Origin of the sequence: Mordavella massiliensis (assembly GCF_016902415.1) — a bacterium.
Classification (GTDB): domain Bacteria; phylum Bacillota; class Clostridia; order Lachnospirales; family Lachnospiraceae; genus Merdimonas; species Merdimonas faecigallinarum.
This window is the reverse complement of sequence record NZ_JACJLV010000002.1, coordinates 85,601-101,738: the sequence shown is the minus strand read 5'-3', so window position 1 is coordinate 101,738 and position 16,138 is coordinate 85,601. Positions and strand designations below refer to the sequence as shown.

Below are 16,138 nucleotides of genomic sequence, written 5' to 3'. Positions count from 1 at the left end.
TGTCAATTTCGAAAGGAGACTCTCTTTATGATAACAAAAAATACACCTTCTGACACAGCGATTTCTCCCAAAAAAGGTATCCTTGTCGTCAGCTTCGGCACCAGCCATCCGGATACCCGGGCAGTCACGATCAACGCCATCGAAGAAAGCATCCGGAATGCCCATCCGGATCTTGCGGTATACAGTGCCTGGACCAGCCAGATGATCATCCGAAAGCTTTCACGCACCACCGGTGAGCATATCCCCACCGTCACAGAGGCTCTGGAAAACATGCGCCGGGACGGCATTACCGACGTCTGCATCCAGCCTACCCATATCCTGAACGGCATCGAAAACGACCGGATGACGGCGGACGCCCTGGCTTTCCGGGATCAGTTTTCTTCCATTAGCTTCGGCGCCCCTCTTCTGTCCTCTACGGAAGATTTGAAAGAAGTCATCTCGATCCTCGCTGGAGAATATTCTTTCTTGAAAGAAGATGAGGCCCTGATCCTGATGGGCCATGGCAGCGACCACTTCTCTAACACGGTCTATGCCGCCCTGGACTATATGTGCAAGGACTTAAGGCTCTCTCATATCCACGTGGGAACGGTAGAAGCCTATCCCGCCCCCCGGGATGTGCTCCGCCATCTGGAAGGCAGCCCTATCCGCTCCCTTCATCTTCTGCCCCTTATGATCGTGGCAGGGGACCATGCAAAAAACGATATGGCAGGAGACGATCCAGACTCCTGGAAGGAGCAGTTCCGGTCAGCCGGTTATCAGGTTACCTGCCATCTGAAGGGGCTGGGAGAATTTCCGCAGATCCGGAAGATATTCCTTCGCCATCTGGAAGCAATTCTTTAAGAGTCTTTGGCAAAGGCGAAATTCCATAGATCTTTCCCACCTCGTAGAGAAGCGGCTTCTTAAGGCCGCTTTTTTCTATCAGCGCTTCGTCTGCAAAGATTTCCTCTCCTCTGCCGTCTGCCACAAGCCTGCCCTGATGGAAGATCAGGATCCGTTTTGCCCACCGCCAGGCAAAATCCACATCGTGGGTGGCCACCACCAGAGCGATTCCCTTCTGGTGAAGCTTTTCCAAGTTCTCCTCCAGGAGGCTTTGGTTCACCGGATCTAAGCTGGATGCCGGTTCGTCCAGGAGCATCAGCTCCGGCTCCATCGCCAGGATGTCGGCAATGCTGACCCGCTTTTTCTCCCCGCCGGAGAGTTCATGAGGGGCTTTTTCCTGATACTTAAGAAGCTCCATGGCCGCAAGGGCTTTTTCCACTCGGTTTCTTACCTCCTGTTCCGAAAGCTTCAGATTCATGGGGCCAAAGCTGACCTCTTCTGCCACCGTTCCGGCGATCAGCTGATGATCCGCTTCCTGGAAGATCAGCCCCACACTCTGGCGCAGATTCAGGATTTCCTTCTTTTTCCAGGAGATTTTCTCTCCCTTCAGATACAGACTGCCTTCTTTTGGTCTTAAGATTCCGTTGCAGCACCGGAAAAACGTACTCTTTCCGGCCCCGTTATTCCCAAGGACCGCAATTTTTTCACCGGAGGAAATAGAAAGGCTTACCTCCTTAAGCGCCCATTCCTTTTCTTCCTCATACCGAAAAGACAGGTCTTTCAGTCTTAAAATTTCATCCATTCCTTGGTTCCTCCCTCCCAGCTCCTGATCGTCCACTAGACTGCCGGCCAGCTGCGCCAGCAGATACAGATTCCTATTTCTAGAAGGACCAGAATCACAGGAATCACTGTCTTCCTCCAGTCTTTCCGGTATTTCCCCGAAAGGAACCGGACACTTCCGTCAAAGCAGCGGCTTTCCATAGCGTCAAAATTTGCCCCTGCCTGTCGGTAGCTGTAGGCCAGAAGATTTCCATAGATCCCGGCTGTGGTACGAAGAGAAGTCCGGTAATCCATGTATCCCATTCTTCCTTCCGCCGCCTGCTTCATATTCCCATGTACCTGATACATCAGAAAAATATAGCGGTACATCAGATACATCAGGCTGCAGATCAGGTCCGGGCAGTGCAGGCGCTTCAAAACACCGGTCAACTCCGTCACCGGCGTAGTCATTCCTAATGCAAACAAGGCAGACACCGCTCCCAGGGCCCGGAAAGTAACAAGAATTGTCCGAAGCACCGTCTCCCTGGTCATGCTAAGATATCCCGATCCAAAAGAAAAGCTTAAGATTCCTTCCCCCACGCTGGAATATTCCCACAAAAGCACCAGTCCGGAAAGCGCCAGAAACCCAAGCGGCAGCCGGAACATCCGGAGATATTTTCCTACCGGCACCTTCCCGTATACCCTGGCCCACAAAAGCATGACCACCGAAAGCTCGGCCCCCAGAAAAGGATGGGCCGAGCAGACTGCTGTTACCATCATACCCAGACAGAACAGGACTCTTGGCATAGGGGAAAGACCGCCTTTTTCCCCTCGCATCATTCCTCTTGTCCCCTGGAGTATTTCTTGCGGGCCACCAGGTAGCCAAAGCAAAACGCCAGGATCCCTACGCCGATCCCTGTCTGTACACAGAAAATCAGGCTTTCAATCTCGCCAGGGATCTCTCCTCCGATCAGGTTTTCCAATACCGGAGTGAACCAGGGCTCATACTCTGTCCCTGTCACTTCGTTTACCATCTGGCTTCCCGCATCGTCGCTTCCGCCAAATTCCGCCCCTCTTAAGGCAAGAAAGGGAACCACCACCAGCAGGATACTGGCCAGGATCAGTACACACACCAGCCCTTTATTTGATTTCTTATGCTCTGCCATCCGTCTTCTCCTTTCTGAAAAATCCGATCGCCCGAAGTTCCGGAGCCGCAAAGCTTTCCATCCCGATCACGATCAGCACCGTCAGGATTCCCTCCAGCACTGCCAGCGGCAGCTGCGTCGGGGCAAATACACCCAGAAACTTCACAGCGCTTGCCGCCACTCCGCCCGTCTCGCTTGGATAGGCAAGCGCCAGCTGGATGCTGGTGACGCAGTAGGTCAGAAGATCTCCCAGAAAAGCAGCTGCAAAGATCACTGCCTTCCGGTTCCAACCAAACCGGACGCCAAGCTTATAGATCCCAAAACTGAAAAGCGGTCCTGCAATCGCCATGCTAAAAGTGTTGGCTCCCAATGTGGTGAGCCCTCCATGGGCCAAAAGCACCGCCTGAAAGACCAGTACGATGATGCCTAAGATACTAACTGTGGAAGGCCCAAACAGGATGGCTCCAAGCCCAGTCCCTGTCATATGACTGCAGCTTCCGGTGACCGATGGGATCTTCAGCGATGAGATCACGAAGATGAACGCCCCGGACATAGCCAGCAAGATCAATGCTTTCTTCTGCTCTTTTACCAGTTTCCGGATCCGAAGGTACCCCGCCGCCAGAAATGGAAGGCAGACTGCTCCCCAGGCAATGCAGTAGCCTGCCGGAAGATACCCTTCCATGATGTGCATGGCCTTCGTATCAAGACCGCAGACATACACGGCAGCCGCAAGTGTGACGGCAAACAACAGTCCTTTTTCTGATTTGCTCCATTTGTTCATTTGTTTTCATCCCTCCAAGTATTTTAACATTGATACAGTAAGGCGTTGCAGATGCAGGCTGCAATATTGCTGCCGCCCTTTCTTCCCCGGGCCACGATGTAGGGCGTATCCTTTAAGGTCAGGATCTGCTCCTTGGACTGCACCACATTGACGAACCCTACCGGAGCGCCGATGACCAGTTTGGGAGCGATTCGCCCTTCCCGGATCAGCTCATACAGACGGATCAGCGCGGTAGGCGCATTGCCGATGGCAAAGATCAGGTCCTCTTCTAAGGCACAGGCCTTCTCCATGCTGGCGACGGCCCGGGTAGTACCGGCCCTCTTCGCCTCCTCTGCCACATCTGTATCCGACATGAAGCAGTATACTTGTCCGCCGTATTGCTCCAGTACCCTTTTATTGATGCCGGACCGGGCCATCTGGGTATCCGTGACGATGGACGCACCATGACGGATCGCTTCCTTTGCTTTTTCAACTGCCCCCTCGGAAAACGTCAGATTTCTGGCATAATCAAAGTCTGCGCTGGTATGGATACACCGCTTGGTCACTGCCTCCTGGTCTTCCGGCAGGGTCATGCCCTGCGCCTTTAACTCTTCCGAAATGATCGCGAAACTCCGCTTCTCGATCTCTTCCGGCCGTACAATCTCAATCTCCATCGACTACTCTTCCTCCTCCAAGATCTGATAAATGGCCTTCATGTCAAGATGCTCCCTGAGGGCATCTGCCAGCAGGTCGTACTGTTCTTCTTTCCAGTCTTTTAAGCTCTTGTTTTTAATCTCCTTTAAGCTTACGCCTTTCTTTTTTGCCAGGCTTTCTGCGATTTCCTCTGCTACGCCTTCCCGGTCAAAGATGCCGTGGATATAGGAGCCGTACACATTTCCACGGCTGTATCCGTCCATACTCGTTCTTCCGCTGACCTGGTCTTTCATCTGACTCATAGCTGCCTGTTCTTCCTGTCCATCCCTTTTTCTGGTCACGCCCATATGGATCTCATAGCCTTCCAGCTCTTTTCCTTCCAAGGACTTTAATGCCCCATCCACATGACAGAACCTTCCGCTGACCCTGGTCCTTGTTTTTTCCTTCGTAAATACCGTCTCCAGAGGAAGGAGTCCCATTCCCCGCATGGTTCCTCCTTCTTCCACTTTATCAGGGTCTCGCAGCTCTTCTCCTAACATCTGATAGCCGCCGCAGATGCCAAAAATGACCGTTCCCTGATCTGCTTCCTTTAAGATGGCCGCTTCCAGCCCATTTTCACGCATCCATTTCAGGTCTCCCATGGTATTCTTGGTTCCCGGAAGCAGGATCATATCCGGACGTTTTAGCTGCCCGGGATGTTCCACATACCGAAGGGTCACTTCTTCCAGATGCTCCAATGCCAGAAAATCTGTGAAGTTGGAGATCCGCGGCGTGCGGATCACCGCAATGTCTATCTTTCCGCCGCTGCCTGTCTTTCTAAACCGTTCTGTCAGGCTGTCCTCATCCTCAATATCCACATTCAGATATGGAGTCACACCCAGCACCGGCACCTGGCACCTTTCCTCCAGCATCTGTATTCCCGGATCCAGGATGGTCTTATCTCCCCGGAATTTATTGATGATCAGTCCCTTTACCCGCTCTTTTTCCTCCGGCTCCAGCAGCATCAGAGTTCCCAGAAGCTGTGCGAACACACCGCCCCGGTCGATATCTCCCACCAGCAGGACCGGCGCATCCAGCATCTTTGCCAGCCCCATGTTGACAATATCGTTTTCTTTCAGATTGATCTCCGCCGGGCTACCGGCGCCTTCGATGACGATCAGGTCGTACTCCTTTTCCAGCTTCCCGTATGCTTCCAGGATCTGCGGGACTAGCCGGCGCTTGCAGGCAAAATAATCCCGGGCGCTCATATCCTGCCAGACCTTCCCGTTTACGATGACCTGAGATCCCGTATCGTTGGTGGGCTTTAGCAGGATGGGATTCATCTCTACTCTTGGCCTGATCTTCGCCGCCTCTGCCTGGACCACCTGCGCCCGGCCCATCTCCAGTCCATCATCGGTGATAAAAGAATTCAATGCCATGTTCTGAGATTTAAAGGGCGCCGCCTTGTATCCGTCCTGATGAAAGATCCTGCAAAGGCCCGCACAGATCAGACTCTTTCCCGCATTTGACATGGTTCCTTGTATCATAATCCTCTTCGCCATGCGATCCACCTCTCGTTTTCTTCCTTTGTCCGGACGGCGATCCGGTAATATCCCTCTCCAAGTCCTCTGTAATTTCCGCAGTTCCGTATCAAGAATCCGGCCTCCAGAGCTTTTTCATAAAGTCCTTTCTCACTGGCAAAAAACAGGTAGTTAGCCCGGGAGCCGATCACCCGGTCGCCAAGCTCTTCCATCTGACGGCGCAGCTTTTCCCGCTCTTCTTTTAGAAACATCCGGGTTTCTTCCAGATATTCTTTATGATTCTTCATGGCGGCCACCCCTGCAATCTGCGCCGGCACCGACACATTCCAGGGCTGCAGAAAACGGTCCATCTCTTCCAGAAGGCCCGGATCACTGCAAAGGGCATACCCAAGCCTCAGTCCCGGCATACAGAATATCTTGGTAAAGGCCTTCACGATCAGAAGATTAGGATACTCTTTTAAAAATCCTGTCATGGTCGCCTGATCCGGATGATCCAGAAAGTCCACAAAGCACTCATCCAGAAGAAGGGTCACGCCTGCCTCTTTGCACCGCTTCAGGATCTTAAGAAGCAGCGGGCACTCCACCACCTGCCCGGTTGGGTTATTGGGATTACACAGGATCAAAAGATCCATCTCCGGTGTGATCGCCTGCAGGATCTCTTCTGTCACCAGAAAATCCTGCTCTTCCCGCAATACACATTCATGGATCACCGCGTCCACAGACCGGAGCGACCGCTCATACTCCGCAAAGGAAGGCTCGGGAAGCAGCACATGCTTTGGCTTTAATGCAAAGGCAGCGGCGAAAAACAGCTCCGCCGCACCGTTTCCACAGAGCACCTGCTCCTCTCCCACCTGCTCGAACCGGCAGATTTCCCGAATTAGCGCCTCGCACTTAATATCCGGGTAATGGGCGATTTTTCCCAGCTGCTCCTTAAGAGCCGAAAGCACCTCTTTTTGCACGCCCAGCGGATTACTGTTCACCGAAAAATCCGTCACCCCCGGGTTGCGGTAAATATCTCCTCCGTGAATCTGTTCTTTCTTCATCGTAACCTCCTGTCATCACAGCCAAAGCAGGCAGCATTTGATTCCCATAAAGACTGCCAGGGCCAGGATACTGGTGCCGTAAAGCAGCCGGTGGGACCTTCTGATATCTTCGATCTCAATGGGCCTTTTCGGATCCCCGATGGTGGGCTTTTCATAAAGTTTCCCAAAATACCAGGCATTTCCCGCAAGCTCCACTCCCAGGGCGCCTGCCATGACAGACTCCGTCTGCGCTGCATTGGGGCTTTTGTGGTTCTTCCGGTCCCGGCAATAAATCCGGAATGCCCCTGGCCCGTCCATCCCCAAAAGGAAGGCGGATGCGATCATCAGAACCGCCGCAAGCCGGGAGGGAAGAAAGTTCGCCGCATCATCAAGCCTTGCCGCTGCCGTCCCGAAATACCGGTATTTGTCATTCTTATATCCGATCATGGAATCCATGGTGTTCACCGCCTTATAGGCAAAGCCAAGTACAGCGCCGCCGATCACCATGTAGAACAGCGGAGCGATCACGCCATCAGAGGTATTCTCGGCCACCGTCTCCACCGCAGCCTTTGTCACCCCTTCTTCCGATAATTCTTCCGTATCTCTTCCCACGATCATGGACACCGCTTTTCGCCCGCTTATCAGTCCCTCTTCCTTTAGCGCCCGGCAGACCCGGTCACTTTCCACCTTAAGCGACTTCACCGCCAGGATCTGGTAGCAGAAAAAGGTCTCGATCAAAAGTCCCAGGGGGACAAAAAAGCGGTACGCCGCCAAAAGGATCCCCAGAGGAACGAGCGCGCTTATACTCACTACGAAAATCACCAGGACCACCCCGCCCAGGCGCTCACCGCCTCTGGTCTTTGGCAGACATTTTCTGATAATTTTTTCTCCCTTTTCGATCAGAAGCCCGATCAGCCGCACCGGATGATAGAGCCATGCCGGGTCCCCCAGCAGAAGATCCAGGACAAATCCCGCAAGTACCGGCACCGTCATCTGTAATAACCAGTTCATATCCCTCTCCATTTCCCACTTGAAAATCATAATAAGAGCCCTTAGGTCTGGCATAAGCCTCCATGATGCTCATGATGGTGCCGCCATGGACGATCAGAGCCGCCGTCTCTATACCATCCCGCCGGCAGTCTTCCAGTACCTTATCAAATCCTTCCACGCAGCGCCTCCGAAACCCGTCGGGTTCCTCTCCTCCCGGGAATCCAAGCGTCCCGCCGCTGTCGATCCAGGCCTGATACACCGGATCCCCGCTTAGATCCTGATAATTCTTTCCCTCAAAGCTTCCGAAATCACATTCCCGGAATTCTTCGACCTTTACCGGAGCCCGCCCCGGATACAGGATCTTCGCTGTCTGGATGCACCGCCGCATCGGACTTGCATAAATCCTTTGAACCTCCGGCGCCTCCTGTCCTTTCAGAGCAAGGATTCCTTCCTCACACAGGTCTTCCTCTGTCCTTCCGATATACCGGTGTTCCCTGTTCCCTGGCGTACTGCCGTGCCGGATGAGATACATCCTTATCATCCCTTGATCACCGTCCCTATACCGCAGATTACCCGGTGAACCCGCCTGGCCTTCCCTGCAAGCGCCGTGCAGACCCGCCCGGTCTGCTCCCTTACTTCCCGCTGGAAGGGATCCATAGGCACGATGCCGCAGCCGATCTCATCGGTCACGATCACCAGCTCCGGATTCTCCTGATACAGAATTTCCGCCAGATCCGCCACCGATTCTCCTGCCGCCATCCTCCGTTCCAGATAGCGGTGAAATTTCAGGATCCCCTGACACTGACAGAGTTCCTCAAAGGAGCAGTGTTCTCCGTCCGCCCAGGAAATGTCCGGGAATAGACGTCTGGCATACTCTGTTTTCCCCTGATAAGCTCCTCCTACGATCAGTTCCATTTTACCAGCCCGCTCCTTTCCATAAGATATCGGCAGTCACTGCCGCCGCTGCCATCCAGATCTCACAAAGCTGGAGAAAATACCCGGCCAGATCTCCTGTCATGCCGCCAAAAATCCGTCTGGTCATCCGCGCATAATAGAGGAATACACCCCCGGCGGCCAGGACAGCAGCCACTCCCGGCACACCTCCGGCAAAGATCATCACTCCAGCGGCCAGGATCACATAAAGAATCAGCACAAGACGGCTTCCCTTCTTCTTCGCTCCATCGGAGAAATCCGCTGCCATTCCCTTCTTTCTTGCCTGGGGAAAGCAGACGACGGAAAGCCCGCTAAGCGCCCGCGACAACACAAAACCTGCCGCGATCACCCGGACACTTTCTGCCGTCAGACCGCTGTAAATCCCCAGATCCAGCACAAAATAGCAAATCCCGGCGATCACCGCAAAGGCTCCCGTATGCGGGTCCTTTAATATCTCCAGCTTCCGCTCCCTGGATTGGTAGGAATGAAGGGCATCCTGAGTATCCAGATAGCCATCCAGATGAATCCCTCCGGTAACCCATACAGGAATCAGCACCAGAAGCGCCGTAAAAAAGAAGTCCGGAAATCCAAATCCGGCCTGATGCATCCACTCTTTCAGGGAATACACGGCATAAGTCAGCGCTCCGATCACAGCCCCCACCCAGGGAAAAAAGCACATCACATAAGCCTTGTTTTCTTTGGTCCAGTCTGCCGGGGGCACAGGGATCTTACTATACATCGAACATGCAATTTTAAAACTATTCCATACTCTGCTTTTCATACTTTCACCGGTACGGGGATCCCGTACACCACCTCCGTGATCTGATCGGCCGCACTTCCGATCTTCTGATTGGTCTCTCCCAGGATTTTCTGATAGGTTCTGGTTTCCTCCGAATAGGAATCAATGTCCCCATCCACCTGCCCTGTCACTACAGCCAGATACGCCGTATGTTCCGAAAGGTGACGGATTCCTTCCAGCACCTTTTCTGCCACCTTATCTTCCCCTTTTTCCTGTGCATCTTTTTCATCTTCCCGGTAAGATTCATTGGCCGTCAGGTTCATGACACATTCCAGCAGGATCCCTGCATTTTCCGGAATCTCCAGGGCTTCCAGATCCTGGTAACACTCCAGGGTGGCAAAGCCCTTCCCTGCCCGCTGATTTCTGTGGCGCAAAATCTTCTGTCTGCTCTCCTGCCCGAAGGGACGCATGGTCGCGATATAGAGAAAGGGCTTCTCTTTCCCGCACGCTTCCCGGCCGCCCTGCCGGATCAGCCAATTCTCCGCATAAACGGACTTTCCGCTTCCGCTTCCTCCTGTGATCAAATGTATCATTATTTATCTCCCAGCTCCTGATATTCTTCTACCTGAATGTCCGCAAAGGTGCTCATCTGACGGTAGACTGCCGCCGCCATGTCAAGCACCGGAAAAAAGGCCACAGCCCCGGTTCCTTCTCCCAGGCACATGTCGCAGTCCAGAGACGCCGAAAGCCCCAGAGCCTTCAGGAGGATCTGCATTCCCGGCTCCTTGGATTTGTGAGAGGCGATCATATATTCCTTTGCCTCCGGACAAAGCCTGCAGGCAAGAAGCGCCGCCGTCCCGGAGATAAATCCGTCGATCAGCACCGGAAGGCGCATCTTTGCCGCCCCCAGATACACGCCTGCAAGGCCGCCGATATCAAAGCCGCCCACCTTTTCGAGTACATCCACCGGATCGTTCGCGTCCGGCTTATGTAAGGCAAGCGCCTGGCGGATCACCTGGATCTTTCTGGAAAGCCCGGCGCTGGAAAGCCCGGCGCCTCTTCCCGTTACTTTTTCCGGATCTATCTGAAGAAGAGCCGCAAGCACCGCGCTGCTGGTGGTGGTATTTCCGATGCCCATCTCTCCGGTGGCCAGAAGCGCCACGCCCGCCTTTTTTTGTTCCTCCACGATCCGGACTCCGGTCAGGATACTTTGAAGTGCCTGCTCCCTTGTCATGGCAGGCTCCTTTGCAAAATTCCTGGTGCCGCAAGCCACCTTATAGTCCGGCACTTTTGTTTTTCCTGCCATGCCAATATCAATAGGAAGGATCCTGGCTCCCGCTTTCTTACACATAATAGCCGCACTGGTTTCTCCGGACAGGAAATTTTCAGCCACGATGGCCGTCACTTCCTGCCCCGTCTGGGTCACGCCTTCTTCTACCACTCCGTTGTCCGCACACATAACGATCAGCGCCTTTTCCTCGATCTTCACATCCGGATTTCCAGTGATCCCTGCGATCCGGATGATGTGCTCTTCCAGCTTTCCTAAGCTGTGCAGCGGCTTTGCAATAGAATTCCACTGCTTCTTTGCCTGTTCCATGGCATGTTCATCCAGCGGTCTGATCTGCCGGATGACCTGTTCCAAATCTGTTTCCTGATTCAAAACTCTTTCCTCCTGTTCCTGCATGCATCCAGAAAGTTTTCTGCAAACTTCCGGTTTCCTCCATAGTGAATGTGCGGATAACCCGCCCACAGACGCCCGGTGCTGACGATACATCTCCAGCTTCTTTTGGACAGTGGCTTGCTTGCCAGATACGCATTTCCTGCATCCGTGGAATCATAATAGTGAAATTCATGCGCCGGGATCTCTCCTGCATCCCCTCCAAAGGCCGTCCCGCCGGACAAAGTCACATAGCCGAATCTTAAAAGACGCCCTGTGTAATGGCTCCCTCCGGGTAAAACCCCCGTCATGGGAAAACGCTGTCCCTCTTTTGTTTCCAGATATTCCTGCAAATATAAGAAACCTCCGCACTCTCCGATACAGGGAAGCCCCTTCTTCACTGCCATACGGACGCTGCCTCGCATGGAACTGTTCCGACTAAGCTTTTCGGCATACAACTCCGGGTAGCCGCCGTAAAAGATGAGTCCGTCCACGTCTGCCGGAATCTTTTCATCCCGAAGCGGGGAAAAATACACAAGCTCCGCCCCCATATCTTCCAGAATCTTTAGGTTGTCCTGATAAAAGAAGCAGAAGGCTTCATCCTTTGCGATCCCGATCCGCACCTTTTCTTTTGCAGGCACTTTTCCGTCAGTCTCCCCGCATCCTTCGGATGTCCGGCGCTCTTCCTCTTCCATCATCCCGGCTGTTCCTGCCAGGGAAAGGAGTCCTGCAAGGTCTATGGTCTCTTCTGCCAGGCTTCCCAGACGCTTCAGCGTCTCCTTCATCGTTTCCATCTCTCCTGGAAGCCGAAGCCCCAGATACCGACTTTCTACCTGAAGCTCTTTTTTCACTGGAAGATAGCCGTACACCAGAAGTCCGGTCTGTTCCTCGATCATTTCTTTTAATCTGGGATACACAGAAGGCGAGATCCGATTCAGGATCACACCCCGGATATGGCTTTCTTTCCGGAAGTTTTGAAATCCCTGGATCTCCGCTACCAGAGAAAGGCTCTTTCCCCGGCCGTCCACCACCAGGACCACCGGCGTTCCCGTCGCGTCCGCCACCTCATAAGAGCTGGCCCCATCTGAGATCCCGCCGATGCCGTCGTAATATCCCATTACGCCTTCCAACACCGCAAGCTCTGCTTCCTTTGCATCCTTCAGAAGCCTCCGACGGATATAATCCCTTCCGCATAAAAATGTGTCCAGATTGGCGCTGCCGACTCCTAAGGCCTCCCGGTGAAACATAGGATCGATATAATCCGGACCACATTTATAGGAAATAAGGCGTAATCCTTTTTCTTTCCAGGCCGCAAGAAGGGCGCAGGTCAGCATGGTCTTTCCCGAGCCGCTCCCCGGCGCCGCGATCATGATTCTTGGAAGTTTTGTTTTCATTGTTCCTCCTCGTCACAGGTAAAACTAAAGATCCATACTGGATTTAACCCGGTCATCAGATGATAGTTCCCTGCTTTTCTTGCCCGGCTTACGGACACCTGCACCACGTCCTCTTCCCGGTGCCGGATCTTTTCCATACAGGCCTTCGCCTCTGCCACCGTTTCCAGAGAAATAGCTGTGATCACCACCCGGACGCGCGGATTCTTCCGAAGCACCGCTGCAAGGATTTCTGAAAGCCTTCCTCCGCTTCCTCCGATAAATACCTGGTCCGGCGCCGGCAGATCCTCCAGAGCCTCCGGCGCTTCTCCTGGAATCACTGTAAGGCCTGCTGCCCGCAGAGCTTCCTGATTCTCCCGGATAAGCTTAAGCCCTTCCGGGTTCCTTTCCACCGCATACACGCGGCCGCGAAAAGCCATCCTGGCAGCTTCTACAGCTACAGATCCGGTACCCGCGCCGATGTCATAGGCTACCGAAGTTTCTCCAAGCCGAAGCTTGGAAAGGGCAATGCATCGAATCTCTTCCTTGGTCATCGGCACCTTTCCTCTTACGAAAGCCTCATCTGGAACACCGGGGCCATAAGCGCTCTCTCCTCCATCCGGATTTTCAATCAGAAGGATCACCGGCCCTTCGCTCTCGTAGGAAGACATTTCTTCGGCGCTTCCCTTACGGATGTCTTCCTCCGGATAGGAGAGTCTGGCTCCTGCCGTCACGGCCAGCGCTCCGTAGCCATAGACCTTTAAGGTCTCGCAGATCTTACGGACGCTCTCCGCCCCGCTTCCCAGCACTATAGTCTTCTTATGCCACTCCACCGCCCAGATCAGGTTGTCTTCCCGTCCATGAAGGCTTAGAACTGCCGCATCCTCCCAGCTGGTGTGAAGCTTCGCGCAGAAATAAGAGACGGAAGAAATTCCCGGTACCACCCGTACCTGGAAGTCCGGCTCTTCCTGAAGCGCTTCCAAAAGTCTTTTCGCCCCGCTGTAAAAGCCCGGATCTCCGGACAGCACCACCGCCGCCTTCCGGATTAAAGGATGGCGCTTCACCGCCGCCAGAATGTCTCCCGGCAGATAGGCTTCTTCCGTGACCTGTCCTTCTATTGCCACAGCTTCTAGCATCCGTCTGGCGCCAATCAAAAGCCCGGCTTCCCGGCAGGCCTTTTTCGCTTCCAGCGTCAGAGACTCTTCTGCGCCCATGCCGATTCCCACGATTGCCAGCTCCCAGCTGTCAGAAAGGGACAGCTCTTGCTTCAGATAGGCATAGAGTTCTTCTTCCAAAAATCCTTCTCTTTCCTCCGTCCGGCCAATGACCACAAGCACTGCGCCGGCTTTTTCGGCCGCCTCACGTTTTTCCGGAAAGCCGCCTGTGCTCCCTGCTTCCTTAGTCACCAGGAAACGGATCTGGAACTCCCGGAGCATAGCCAGATTCAATTCCGCTGAAAACGGCCCCTGCATACAGATGAGATGCCGTCCTTCCAGTCCCAGCCCGTGGCATTTTTCCACCACCGAGGGCAGGGACAGTACCCGTGCATAAACCCTCTCCCGGTAATCCGGAATCCGTGTAAATGCTTCAAGCTCCTTACTTCCGGTAGTCAGAAGGATCTTTCCTTCCTTGTCCGCCAGATACTCTGCTGCCTCTTTTGCACTCTCTACCCAGACGGTCCTACCGTCCGGCCCTGCGGCGGTCCCGTCTTTTGCCATGTCATGCTCCGGAAGGAAAGTCCCCGCTTCCCGCAAAAGCCGGAGATATGGTTTCCCGCAGGATTCACAGGCCTGTTTTATATTGCGAGAAACTTCCCTTGCATACGGATGCGTGGCGTCCACAACGAAGGCCGGCTCATACTCCCGGATCCTATGGCACATCTCGGATACATCCATCCGGCTGCTCTCTGCCGTCACAGATTCACTCTCCGGAAGCAGGCTCTCCCCGTAGGCCGTCGCCACACAGACATGGACTCTGACTTTCCTTGCCGCCAGGTATTCTGTCAGCTTCCGCCCTTCTGTTGTCCCTCCAAAAATCAAAATCTTTTTCTCTGTCATAGCTGATATCCTCTCGGTGTGACCATCCGTCCCCGGATCACCTTCGTCTCGTGATTGCCGATGTAAACCGTGGAAAACATGTCTGCCTCTGCGTCTTTTAATTCTCCCAGAGTAAGAATCTGAAACGACTCGCCCTTTCTTGCGATATTTCTTACGATTCCGCACACGGTATCTGCCGGTTTATGGTTCATTAAGATCTCACAGGCTTTTTTCAGATAGTCCTTCCGCTTCCGGCTGGCCGGATTGTAGAGGCAGATCACAAAATCTGCCGCTGCCGCCGAAAGAAGCCGTTTCTCAATCGTCTCCCAGGGCGTCAGAAGATCGCTCAGGCTGATGATACAAAGATCATGCCCCAGGGGCGCTCCAAGGACAGCCGCACCGCCAAGGGCTGCCGTCACTCCCGGCACGACCTCGATTTCTACCTGTGGATACTCCTCCCCCACTTCATACATCAGTCCCGCCATTCCGTAAATCCCGGCGTCGCCGCTGCACACCATGGCGGTGGTTTTCCCTTCCGCCGCCGACTCGAAGGCCAGACGGCACCGCTCCACCTCCTGACGCATGGGGGTGGTGATATATTCTGCCCCGGGATAGGCTTCTTTTAAAAGTTCTACATACACGGTATAGCCTGCGATCACCTCACAGGATGCGAATACCTCCCGGGCTTTTTCCGTCATCTGTTCCTGGCTTCCCGGGCCCATGCCCACCACATATACTTTCTTCAAATTCCACACTCCATTCTGTCACGGCAAGGGCCGCCGTCACTTGGTCTTTTTTCTGTTTGGGGATCAGAAGCTTCCCGCCTTTCGAAGCTTTCACCGCGCTACGCTCGCAGACGTTATCGATTCCTGTTACCTGGCGGACAAATTCGGAAGAAGAAAACTCTCCCTCCACTTCCGAAAGCTCCTCCGCTGAAAACGACAGAAAGCTAATTCCCTTTTTCCTGCAATATTCCAAAAGCCCCGGCTCTTCTGCCTTCCGGTCGATGGTAGCGACAGCCCCGATACACTCCGGACAGACGTGAAAGTCTTCCAACGTTTCCGCCACAGCTTCCTCAATCTGCTCCGCAGACACCCCTTTTCGGCAGCCAATGCCTAATACTCCGGCCCTGGGGATCAGATACAAGGCGCGTCGCCAACCCGGATGTTCCAGAAGTCCGATATAGACGTCCGGCTCCTCCTGCGCTTCTTTGCCGTCCTCCATCTTGATCCGGATCTCTTTTCCGGCCAGCAGATCCGCTGAGATACGTTTCGCCTTTTCCATGTCTCGGATCAAGAGGCCGTTCTTTTTGGCAAATACATCCACCGCCCATTTCCCGTTCCGGTCCGTGGCCGTTGTCACCACCGGCTCCATCCCAAAGGCTGCTGCCAGAGCAAGGGCCAGCTCATTGGCGCCTCCAAGATGGCCGGACAGAAGCGGGATACAGTAGGCGCCCTGTTCATCGATGACCAGCACCGCAGGGTCCAGGGTCTTGGCCTGCACATAGGGTGCGATGGCACGCACGGCGATCCCTGCTGCCCCCACATAGACAAGCGCGTCCATCTCCGCAAACCGTTCTCTCGTCCACTGATCCAGAGATTCCGGGATGGATTCCTCCAGATCTCTGCATTTGACCGCCGCCTCGGCTTCATAACCTTGTTCCTGGAGCCAGTCACGGATCTTTCTGCCCAGCTCATAGCCTGCTTTCGTAAAACTGATGACTGCTGCTTTCAT

General features: G+C 54.0%; 18 protein-coding genes. 1 reads left to right on the top strand and 17 read right to left on the bottom strand.

All coding sequences use genetic code 11. The features are described 5' to 3' along the window. Positions 1–27 precede the first annotated feature (27 nt). Positions 28–840 carry a sirohydrochlorin cobaltochelatase gene (locus H6A13_RS01120; RefSeq protein WP_204907778.1) on the top strand — a complete coding sequence of 271 codons (813 nt, stop codon included), beginning with the start codon at positions 28–30 and terminating at the stop codon, positions 838–840. Here H6A13_RS01120 and H6A13_RS01115 read toward each other — a convergent pair. Genes H6A13_RS01115 through H6A13_RS01035 form a run of 17 tightly spaced genes read right to left on the bottom strand, consistent with a single transcriptional unit; the run spans position 761 to position 16,138 of the window. Beyond that, positions 761–1,621 (bottom strand): energy-coupling factor ABC transporter ATP-binding protein, encoded by an 861-nt coding sequence (locus H6A13_RS01115; protein WP_204907777.1) that lies wholly within the window; start codon positions 1,619–1,621, stop codon positions 761–763. The genes H6A13_RS01120 and H6A13_RS01115 overlap by 80 nt on opposite strands. A gap of 35 nt (positions 1,622–1,656) precedes the next feature. Continuing rightward, positions 1,657–2,418 carry a cobalt ECF transporter T component CbiQ gene (cbiQ, locus tag H6A13_RS01110; protein WP_204907776.1) on the bottom strand — a complete coding sequence of 254 codons (762 nt, stop codon included), beginning with the start codon at positions 2,416–2,418 and terminating at the stop codon, positions 1,657–1,659. After that, the gene (locus H6A13_RS01105) at positions 2,415–2,744 is read right to left on the bottom strand and encodes an energy-coupling factor ABC transporter substrate-binding protein (RefSeq protein ID WP_204907775.1); all 330 of its coding nucleotides are present in this window, start codon (positions 2,742–2,744) and stop codon (positions 2,415–2,417) included. Before H6A13_RS01105 ends, cbiQ begins: the two co-directional genes overlap by 4 nt. After that, a complete protein-coding gene (locus tag H6A13_RS01100; protein WP_204907774.1) occupies positions 2,731–3,504 on the bottom strand; it encodes an energy-coupling factor ABC transporter permease in 774 nt (257 codons plus the stop codon). Before H6A13_RS01100 ends, H6A13_RS01105 begins: the two co-directional genes overlap by 14 nt. A gap of 23 nt (positions 3,505–3,527) precedes the next feature. Continuing rightward, a complete protein-coding gene (locus H6A13_RS01095) occupies positions 3,528–4,157 on the bottom strand; it encodes a precorrin-8X methylmutase (protein ID WP_070088213.1) in 630 nt (209 codons plus the stop codon). A gap of 3 nt (positions 4,158–4,160) precedes the next feature. After that, positions 4,161–5,678 carry a cobyric acid synthase gene (locus H6A13_RS01090; RefSeq protein WP_204907773.1) on the bottom strand — a complete coding sequence of 506 codons (1,518 nt, stop codon included), beginning with the start codon at positions 5,676–5,678 and terminating at the stop codon, positions 4,161–4,163. Beyond that, positions 5,660–6,700 (bottom strand): pyridoxal phosphate-dependent aminotransferase, encoded by a 1,041-nt coding sequence (locus H6A13_RS01085; RefSeq protein WP_204907772.1) that lies wholly within the window; start codon positions 6,698–6,700, stop codon positions 5,660–5,662. Before H6A13_RS01085 ends, H6A13_RS01090 begins: the two co-directional genes overlap by 19 nt. Before the next feature lie 15 nt (positions 6,701–6,715). After that, the gene (cbiB, locus tag H6A13_RS01080; RefSeq protein WP_243424691.1) at positions 6,716–7,630 is read right to left on the bottom strand and encodes an adenosylcobinamide-phosphate synthase CbiB; all 915 of its coding nucleotides are present in this window, start codon (positions 7,628–7,630) and stop codon (positions 6,716–6,718) included. Further along, positions 7,524–8,201 (bottom strand): histidine phosphatase family protein, encoded by a 678-nt coding sequence (locus tag H6A13_RS01075; RefSeq protein WP_243424689.1) that lies wholly within the window; start codon positions 8,199–8,201, stop codon positions 7,524–7,526. Before H6A13_RS01075 ends, cbiB begins: the two co-directional genes overlap by 107 nt. 5 nt (positions 8,202–8,206) lie before the next feature. Then, positions 8,207–8,584 (bottom strand): bifunctional adenosylcobinamide kinase/adenosylcobinamide-phosphate guanylyltransferase, encoded by a 378-nt coding sequence (locus H6A13_RS01070; protein WP_204907770.1) that lies wholly within the window; start codon positions 8,582–8,584, stop codon positions 8,207–8,209. A gap of 1 nt (position 8,585) precedes the next feature. Continuing rightward, the gene (locus H6A13_RS01065) at positions 8,586–9,383 is read right to left on the bottom strand and encodes an adenosylcobinamide-GDP ribazoletransferase (protein ID WP_204907769.1); all 798 of its coding nucleotides are present in this window, start codon (positions 9,381–9,383) and stop codon (positions 8,586–8,588) included. Further along, complete coding sequence (locus H6A13_RS01060) at positions 9,380–9,934, bottom strand: bifunctional adenosylcobinamide kinase/adenosylcobinamide-phosphate guanylyltransferase (protein ID WP_204907768.1); 555 nt, start codon at positions 9,932–9,934, stop codon at positions 9,380–9,382. Before H6A13_RS01060 ends, H6A13_RS01065 begins: the two co-directional genes overlap by 4 nt. Then, complete coding sequence (gene cobT / locus H6A13_RS01055; RefSeq protein ID WP_204907767.1) at positions 9,934–11,025, bottom strand: nicotinate-nucleotide--dimethylbenzimidazole phosphoribosyltransferase; 1,092 nt, start codon at positions 11,023–11,025, stop codon at positions 9,934–9,936. The genes H6A13_RS01060 and cobT overlap by 1 nt, the downstream gene beginning before the upstream one ends. Then, on the bottom strand, positions 10,998–12,392 hold the full coding sequence (locus H6A13_RS01050; RefSeq protein ID WP_204907766.1) for a cobyrinic acid a,c-diamide synthase CobB: 1,395 nt from the start codon (positions 12,390–12,392) through the stop codon (positions 10,998–11,000). Before H6A13_RS01050 ends, cobT begins: the two co-directional genes overlap by 28 nt. Continuing rightward, positions 12,389–14,425: a precorrin-6A reductase gene (gene cobK, locus H6A13_RS01045; protein WP_204907765.1), complete on the bottom strand. Its 2,037-nt coding sequence runs from the start codon at positions 14,423–14,425 to the stop codon at positions 12,389–12,391. Before cobK ends, H6A13_RS01050 begins: the two co-directional genes overlap by 4 nt. After that, complete coding sequence (cobJ, locus tag H6A13_RS01040; protein ID WP_204907764.1) at positions 14,422–15,150, bottom strand: precorrin-3B C(17)-methyltransferase; 729 nt, start codon at positions 15,148–15,150, stop codon at positions 14,422–14,424. Before cobJ ends, cobK begins: the two co-directional genes overlap by 4 nt. Beyond that, positions 15,065–16,138 carry a cobalt-precorrin 5A hydrolase gene (locus H6A13_RS01035; protein WP_204907763.1) on the bottom strand — a complete coding sequence of 358 codons (1,074 nt, stop codon included), beginning with the start codon at positions 16,136–16,138 and terminating at the stop codon, positions 15,065–15,067. Before H6A13_RS01035 ends, cobJ begins: the two co-directional genes overlap by 86 nt.

Coding starts and splice junctions, on each gene's coding strand:
- H6A13_RS01120 (WP_204907778.1), top strand. CDS start 28: ATGATAACAAAAAATACACCTTCTGACACAGCGATTTCTCCCAAAAAA.
- H6A13_RS01115 (WP_204907777.1), bottom strand. CDS start 1,621: ATGGATGAAATTTTAAGACTGAAAGACCTGTCTTTTCGGTATGAGGAA.
- cbiQ (WP_204907776.1), bottom strand. CDS start 2,418: ATGATGCGAGGGGAAAAAGGCGGTCTTTCCCCTATGCCAAGAGTCCTG.
- H6A13_RS01105 (WP_204907775.1), bottom strand. CDS start 2,744: ATGGCAGAGCATAAGAAATCAAATAAAGGGCTGGTGTGTGTACTGATC.
- H6A13_RS01100 (WP_204907774.1), bottom strand. CDS start 3,504: ATGAACAAATGGAGCAAATCAGAAAAAGGACTGTTGTTTGCCGTCACA.
- H6A13_RS01095 (WP_070088213.1), bottom strand. CDS start 4,157: ATGGAGATTGAGATTGTACGGCCGGAAGAGATCGAGAAGCGGAGTTTC.
- H6A13_RS01090 (WP_204907773.1), bottom strand. CDS start 5,678: ATGGCGAAGAGGATTATGATACAAGGAACCATGTCAAATGCGGGAAAG.
- H6A13_RS01085 (WP_204907772.1), bottom strand. CDS start 6,700: ATGAAGAAAGAACAGATTCACGGAGGAGATATTTACCGCAACCCGGGG.
- H6A13_RS01075 (WP_243424689.1), bottom strand. CDS start 8,201: ATGTATCTCATCCGGCACGGCAGTACGCCAGGGAACAGGGAACACCGG.
- H6A13_RS01070 (WP_204907770.1), bottom strand. CDS start 8,584: ATGGAACTGATCGTAGGAGGAGCTTATCAGGGGAAAACAGAGTATGCC.
- H6A13_RS01065 (WP_204907769.1), bottom strand. CDS start 9,383: ATGAAAAGCAGAGTATGGAATAGTTTTAAAATTGCATGTTCGATGTAT.
- H6A13_RS01060 (WP_204907768.1), bottom strand. CDS start 9,934: ATGATACATTTGATCACAGGAGGAAGCGGAAGCGGAAAGTCCGTTTAT.
- cobT (WP_204907767.1), bottom strand. CDS start 11,025: ATGCAGGAACAGGAGGAAAGAGTTTTGAATCAGGAAACAGATTTGGAA.
- H6A13_RS01050 (WP_204907766.1), bottom strand. CDS start 12,392: ATGAAAACAAAACTTCCAAGAATCATGATCGCGGCGCCGGGGAGCGGC.
- cobK (WP_204907765.1), bottom strand. CDS start 14,425: ATGACAGAGAAAAAGATTTTGATTTTTGGAGGGACAACAGAAGGGCGG.
- H6A13_RS01035 (WP_204907763.1), bottom strand. CDS start 16,138: ATGAAAGCAGCAGTCATCAGTTTTACGAAAGCAGGCTATGAGCTGGGC.